Source organism: Nostoc sp. (assembly GCF_036917315.1).
Classification (GTDB): domain Bacteria; phylum Cyanobacteriota; class Cyanobacteriia; order Cyanobacteriales; family Nostocaceae; genus Nostoc.
The window spans coordinates 1-7837 of record NZ_JBALDR010000022.1; the positions used below are offsets into that span (position 1 = coordinate 1).

At 42.5% G+C, this 7837-nt stretch carries 3 protein-coding genes; 2 read left to right on the forward strand and 1 reads right to left on the reverse strand.

The genetic code is table 11. The features are described from left to right. Window positions 1-227 precede the first annotated feature (227 nt). Complete coding sequence (locus V7K84_RS11225) at window positions 228-2276, reverse strand: potassium channel family protein (RefSeq protein ID WP_334838079.1); 2049 nt, start codon at window positions 2274-2276, stop codon at window positions 228-230. A 294-nt stretch (window positions 2277-2570) separates the two neighbouring features. On the opposite strand from V7K84_RS11225, the gene modB reads away from it, so the two are divergent. Next, window positions 2571-4400, forward strand: a complete 1830-nt coding sequence (gene modB, locus V7K84_RS11230) for a molybdate ABC transporter permease subunit (RefSeq protein WP_334838080.1) — start codon at window positions 2571-2573, stop codon at window positions 4398-4400. Window positions 4401-5443: 1043 nt separating this feature from the next. Continuing rightward, the coding region (locus tag V7K84_RS11235; protein ID WP_334838081.1) for a DUF4347 domain-containing protein at window positions 5444-7837 on the forward strand (2394 nt) is incomplete at its 3' end.

Genomic DNA, 7837 nt, shown 5'->3' on the forward strand with positions numbered 1-7837 from the left:
TAAACGAGCACCCATATTTCAGTTACCTCAGTAGATGCATTCTCCGTATTTACTTATCTTTACATAATTAGGTTTTTTCGCACCTACCTACTTATGAACTTTAGAATCATCACAAAGACGCGATAAATCGCCGTCTCCACAATAATCAGTCTTTTGTCTTGACGGCGATTCATCCCGTCTCTTGCCTTAACCGAACAGTATTGATATGACTTCTAGTTATGGGAGGATTAAGGTTGCCCAATGTAGATAACATTTGCCAAAACCTGCACTTTTGTTAACTCGCGCACAAGACGTTGAGCTTGATGTTTATAAAGTGGTATTGGCAACACTCTAGGCAAATTATTCATCCATTGCCTAGCGGTAGTGGAACTACATCCCGTAATCAAAACTATCTCTTCAGCACCATACATAATGGCATTTGTAGTCAAAGCTTTTTCAATCTGCACTTGCCAAAGACGAGGCAGCATTTCACCCCATTCAATTCGCTGTAAACTACTGCTTGTGGCTAAAACAATCAAGCGATCGCCAGCATCAAGCTTAACATCATACCAGGGCATTAAAGAGTAATTGTCTTGCTGATGTTTTTGGTAGAGAATCGGTACAACGCTATAGCCAGACGCTATTTCAGATAAAAGCAATCCATTCAGGGTATCGCCATCTTCAATTTTGTATTCCGTCACCATGACTATTTGCTCATTCAAGTGAAACAAGCTCAGAACATTTTCTCCAAAAGCAGCACAAGCAAAAACTTCTGCCGACAAAGCCGCACCACATATAACTTGAGCATAAGGGAACAGAGGGGCGATATTATCACTAAATTGGCGGTCTTGAGAGCGGATAATCAAGCTAGTGGCAGGGTTCATTGCATGAGCCATCAAACCAATTTCCAGATTTTCCATATTGTCGTCCCCAACTAAAATGATGCTTTTAGCATGGGAGAGATTCACTTTAGTGAGTGCTTCGGTAGCATTACCAACGATAAGGGGCATATCGGGTAAAGTTTCTTGGTCGAGAGTGGTAGGATGAATTCCTACTAACGGCTGGTTGAGTTCTTGCAAAAGAGCAGCTACTTTCTGTCCCAAGCGATTTAAGCCAATAATTATCAGATGGTTGCGTTGTGGGATGGGAGGACGGGAGTTGAAAAAATGGAATCTTGAAGTGACGAGAGCATCAGTCAGCAGTGCATACAATACTCCCACGAAAGCTTGACCTGTCAACGTCATTCCCAGGCTAAAAAACCGCAACCACCAAGGGATAGCGTCTGAGGGCTTTGATTGCGATGCAAACTCAACACCACCAAATAAATCTCCGTATCCTCCCAAAAGCAAAACTGCTGTTGCATAGAAAGCTTCTTGAATGGTGATGTCAGGATAATATAAGCGGTAAAGAATTATCCCAACAAGCCACAGGATGAGTACAGTAATCGCATAGATTGTTGCAATTCGCCGGATTTGATTTTGGCTTTGGTAGTAAGATTGCCAAAATTGCACTATTTTATCCTTGAGATTTCTCGCTGTTATACCTTGAATAAACTGTTGCCACTGCCACTTTTGGGTATGAGATTGTTGATATTGCTCAGATAAAGGCAGTTCGTATGCCACATCAATGTAAACTAGCGTGTCTCCTACCTGCACTTCTGCCTCTGGGTTCCAGCCAAACAATTCTTTGATTGGATTAGATGAAACAGGTTTGTGACTCAAGATGCGGCGAGTTGTCAGATTGAGTCTATGTACTGGCTTGCCATTACACCAGCTATCCTTCGCTTGTACCTGGTGCTTTATCACTTGCAACAGTTGCCCTTCTAAGGTGAAATATCCAATAGCTTCAGAACCAAGGGCTGTTAGAGAGAAGGCATGAGCGGAAAGATGAGTAGGTTCAAAGGCAACAAAATTACCGAGATTTTCCCACAAGAGTTTGTTGAAATTTTGTTTGTCAGAACGTACAATCAAGCGAACGTGCGGATTAAGACGGCGTGCTGCAAAGGCAGCTTCTATATTTATCCGCTCATTTCTGGTTACTAAAAGTATTGAACGACACTGCCTTATACCTGCCTGCTCTAGAATACTTGGCTGGCGGCAGTCTCCTACGATTAACTTTTCTAGTAAGTTAGGTACTTCTGGGACTTCCCAATGTTCGGGCTGCACATCCTCGATGGCGCTGACTTTAACATCATATTCTTTGAGGATTGCAACGCAATGCTGCCCTAAACTTTTGAGTCCGCATACTAAGAAAAGGTCTTGGGGTTTTTTTTGATTGCTGGTAGGAGGGGAATGCACTTTCTGTTGACGGTAGCATTAGATACTGCTAACAGGATATGTTTAGTAGGATTTTTACACTTCGGTAATTTCCAACAATTTTACCAGTTGGTTTTAAGATGAGTATCAAATGATAACAAACCGTATCTAATTCTAATATTTGATACCTAACTGAACACGAATTTTGTTTACAGTTTGGATAGTTTTTGGGATTTTCTTGATTGATTGTGATGTAATTTACCAACTTTTTACAACATATTAAAGCCAAAGTTGGTAAATTAGGGATTAGTTGAGCTAATTTTCCCCTACGCAACTATGCCATTGGATTTATCGCCTCTTTGGATATCACTCAAAACTTCATTACTTGCCACATTTATCACCTTCTTTTTGGGCATCGCTGCTGCCTACTGGATGCTGGGATATCGTGGCAAAGGTAAATCGTTGATTGAGAGTATCTTGATTGCGCCTCTAATTTTACCGCCTACAGTTGTTGGGTTCTTGTTACTGCTATTTTTTGGCAAAAATGGCCCTGTAGGGAAATTCATGGGCGCTTTTGACTTCACCATCGTCTTTACTTGGTATGGTGCAGCGATCGCAGCCACAGTAGTTTCTTTCCCTTTAATGTATAAAACTGCACTGGGAGCCTTTGAACAGATAGATGGTAATCTGCTGCGAGTCGCTAGAACCCTTGGTGCAACTGAAACTACAATCTTTTGGCGCATCAGTTTACCCTTAGCAGTACCCGGTATTGTCGCCGCCACAATGTTAGCTTTTGCCCGTGCTTTGGGAGAATTCGGCGCAACGTTGATGTTGGCTGGTAACATTCCCGGACAAACGCAGACAATCCCAATGGCGATTTATTTTGCAGTGGAAGCGGGAGCAATGAACGAAGCGTGGTTTTGGGCGATCGCAATTATGGTGATTTCTCTGTCTGGAATTATTGCAGTCAACTTCTGGCAAGAATTGAGGGAAAAGAGGGGAGGGGGAGCAGGGAGCAGGCTTGCCGTGAGCGTAGCCGAACGGGAGCAGGGGGCAGGGGGAGATAATCTTTATACCTCGCAATCTAGCTTTGAATCTGGTGGATTATTTGTCAACATTGAAAAAATACTTCCTAGCTTTGATTTAAAAGTTGCTTTCACTACTGATAAGCAACCCTTGGGATTGTTAGGGGGTTCTGGAGCAGGTAAGAGTATGATTTTGCGCTGCCTTGCGGGGATAGAAACGCCCACAGTCGGGCGCATAGTTTTAAATGACAGAGTTCTGTTTGACTCAGAACAAGGAATTAATTTACCCAGCCGCGATCGCCGCATCGGTTTTTTAGTGCAGAATTACGCTCTGTTTCCCCACATGAGTGTGGCGCAAAATATCGCTTTCGGCTTACCCAAAAACCTATCTGCTGGGAGTATTCGGGTGCAGGTGGAGGAGCAACTAATAGCAATGCAGTTGCAGGGATTAGGCGATCGCTATCCGCACCAACTCTCAGGGGGACAACAACAACGGGTAGCCTTAGCAAGAGCATTAGCAAGTCAACCGGAAGCATTATTTTTGGATGAACCGTTTTCGGCACTTGACACCCATCTACGGAGTCAATTAGAGCAGCAAATGACAGAAACTCTAGCTGATTACCAAGGTGTGACTTTATTTGTCACTCATAATATGGAAGAAGCTTATCGGATTTGCCCGAATCTGTTGGTATTGGAGCATGGTAGAGCCGTTCATTATGGCAGCAAATATGATATTTTCCAGCATCCTGCTACCGTTAATGTCGCTCAACTTACCGGATGTAAAAACTTCTCCCGTGCTGTTCTCCAGTCATCACAACAGATAGAAGCGATTGATTGGGGTTGTACTCTGCAAGTAATTGAGCCAGTTAAGAGCGAATTATCTCACGTCGGTATTCGTGCCCATCAGTTCATTTTTACCAACGACTCATCACAGGAAAATACCTTTCCCTGTTGGTTAGTACGAACCAGTGAAACGCCTCATCGAATAACGTTGTTTCTCAAATTACATTCGGCTGGCATGAATTCTCAAGATTACCATCTGCAAGCTGAAGTCTTCAAAGAAAAATGGGCGACGATGAAAGACCAACCTTTTCCTTGGTATGTGCGTTTAGATCCTCTGCGCTTGATTTTGATGGAGTGAACGCAGAGATATATGTAACAGATGACGTTGCATAAAATGCTTGTGGAGGGTTGGGTTAGACTACAACCTGAAAACCGTCGTACTCTAGTTCACTGTAAAACAAGAATTGCATCGGCTAAAAGGCGATCGCTGCTGATATTTTGCAATTAGACCATATACTAGCGTACAAGTTAGAAAGTATGGGGTTAGCAAAACTAAATAGTCATCAATTGACTATAACGGGTTATGAAAAAAATCATACTCCTTGAGCTTAGAAAAGTCAAAAATTTGAAAATGGATTGATAGTTTAAATAACGCATTTACTCCAGTAAAAGAATGATAGAAGAATAAAGTTTTTTTACAATCGTTTTGCTTACAGCAAAATATCTTCTCCAGGATTCTTTTGTAGTGCATTGGGGGCAAATTTGAAGCAGATGAGCAGCATTGTTCTTTTTCAGATTCAGGATTTGATGAATCTAGATAATCTTGAATTTGATGCGGACTATTATTATACCTTGCACCATCACAATTTTATTATCTATGAAGGTGCTCAAAGCATTTAGCCTCAGACTTACTTAAATTATTGATAATAGTGTCAATAAGGCTAATTTGGACATGAGCTTTAGAAGCGATCGCGAAATGTCTCATTGAGCTTCAATGCCTGAAAGCTTTATTCTAGTTGGATTAGAGAAAATATCAAGATTTTAAAATTAACTTGCCGAATGCGCTCTTTTCTGTAATATTTAATAATTTATACGTATTGCAAATCGGTAATTTTACTGTGGCAATCATTAGTTTTTGTAAATAGTCTTAGGTTGATTAGCTCGCCCGCTTTGCCAAAAGATCGTTGCTTTTGTTTGATTACTTTGTGATATGTAACCCAACATAATTAATGCTCTTTTATTACTCTCATTAGAGAATATTAAAAACCTTGTTTTTTCGAGCTTGGTTACAAACAAGAGTTTTTTATATTTACCGAGGAAGCGAGACTTTGAAAAAGATCCAAACTCAGCATCTTTTTTCTCTCAAGAAACATAAACACTGTGCATTTTGTAAGATAAATTATGTTTAACCCAATACCTACCAAGATTGCTACCAAGTCTACTCAAAACCTGAATAAGAGAATTTCTGTTAATCGCCTAGTTTTCATCGATTCACAGGTGGACAACTACCAAACCTTGGTAACAGGTGTTTTGCACAATACTTCTGTCGTAGTTCTAGATAACGACCGGGATGGCATTGAGCAAATTAGTCAAGTGCTGGCATTGCATCAGGGAATCAATAGTCTGCATATTGTTTCTCACGGCGCACCAGGACGAGTCTATTTAGGGAACAGTCAACTCAGCTACGAAACACTCAATCGTTATGCAGCGCAACTGATGGGTTGGGCAAGTGCGTTGAGTGCAGATGCACAACTCCTACTGTACGGTTGTGAAGTAGCTCAAACAGAGCAAGGCATGGCATTTGTCCAGCGCCTGAGCGAACTGACAGGTGTAGTAGTAGTGGCATCTGATAATTTAACGGGCAGTGCTGCATTAGGCGGTGACTGGGCACTGGAAGTGAACATGGGGATAGTTGCTCCTTCTTTAGCGTTCCAGCCAGAAGTTATGGCAGCCTACGCTTCAGTACTAGCTGTAGTACTTCCTGACACCAGCTTTAGCAGTGATGGTAAAGTCACCACTGATTTAGGCTTTATTGCTATTGATATCGGCCGCAGTGTTGCTTTACAAACCGACGGCAAAATTATCGTTGCAGGAGACAGCAACGGTGACTTTGCCTTAGTGCGTTACAACACTGATGGCTCGCTTGACACTAGTTTTAGCAGTGATGGCAAGGTTACTACTGATTTAGCCTTACTCAGCATCGACATCGGTTACAGCCTTGCTATACAAGCGGATGGTAAGATTATCGTCGCCGGAACTAACGGCACTGACTTTGCTCTAGCACGTTACAACACCGATGGCTCACTCGATACTAGTTTTAGCAGTGACGGCAAGGTTACTACGGGTTTCGGTTTAGTTACCATCGACATCGCCCACAGCACTACTGTACAAGCAGATGGCAAGATTATTGTCGCCGGAACTGATGGCACTGACTTTGCCCTAGCGCGTTACAACAGTGATGGCTCACTCGACACTAGTTTTAGTAGTGATGGCAAGGTTACTACTGATTTCGGCTTACTTGCCATTGACATCGTTTACAGCACTGCTGTACAAGCAGATGGCAAGATTCTCGTCGCAGGGGTGAGTAACGGTGACTTTGCCTTAGCACGTTATAACAGCAATGGCTCACTCGACACTAGTTTTAGTAGTGATGGCAAAGTTACTACTGATTTCGTACTTGCCATCGACATCGTTTACAGCCTTGTTGTACAAGCAGATGGTAAGATTCTCGTCGCCGGAGAGAGTAACGGTGACTTTGCCTTAGCACGGTACAACAGCGATGGCTCACTCGACACGAGCTTTAGCACTGATGGTAAGGTTACTACTGATTTCGGCCTTCTTCCCAACGAAATTGCCTACAGCCTTGCTGTACAAGCAGATGGCAAGATTCTTGTGGCAGGAGTGAGCAACAATGACTTTGCTCTAGTGCGTTACAACAGCGATGGCTCAATCGACACCACTTTTGACAATGATGGCAAGGTCAGTACTGATTTAGGCTTACTCACCCTTGACATTGCCTATGGACTTGTTCAACAACCCGATGGCAAGATTATCGTCGCTGGAACTGACGGTACTGACTTTGCTGTGGTGCGTTACTTGGTTGACGAAGTTCCTACAGACTTGGGATTGAGCCAGTTAAATGTTAATGAAAATGTACCTGATGGGACAGTAATTGGCACATTTACCACTACAGACGCAGATGCAAGCGACACATTTACTTACAGTTTAGTAACCGGAACTGGCGATACCGATAATAGTGCATTCACAATTGTTGGTAATCAGCTTAAAATCAACACCTCCCCAAACTTTGAAACCAAATCTAGTTACAACCTCCGAGTTCGGACAACTGATTCGGGTGGAGTTACTTATGAGAAAGCATTGGCGATCGCAGTTAACAATCTCAACGAAGTTCCTACAGACTTGGGATTGAGCCAGTTAAATGTTAATGAAAATGTACCTGATGGGACAGTAATTGGCACATTTACCACTACAGACGCAGATGCAAGCGACACATTTACTTACAGTTTAGTAACCGGAACTGGCGATACCGATAATAGTGCATTCACAATTGTTGGTAATCAGCTTAAAATCAACACCTCCCCAAACTTTGAAACCAAATCTAGTTACAACCTCCGAGTTCGGACAACTGATTCGGGTGGAGTTACTTATGAGAAAGCATTGGCGATCGCGGTTAATAACTTTAACGATGCACCCACAGATTTGACAGTAAGTCAGCTAGCTGTTGATGAGAACGTACCTGCGGGAACAGAAATTGGCACATTTAGCACCACAGAT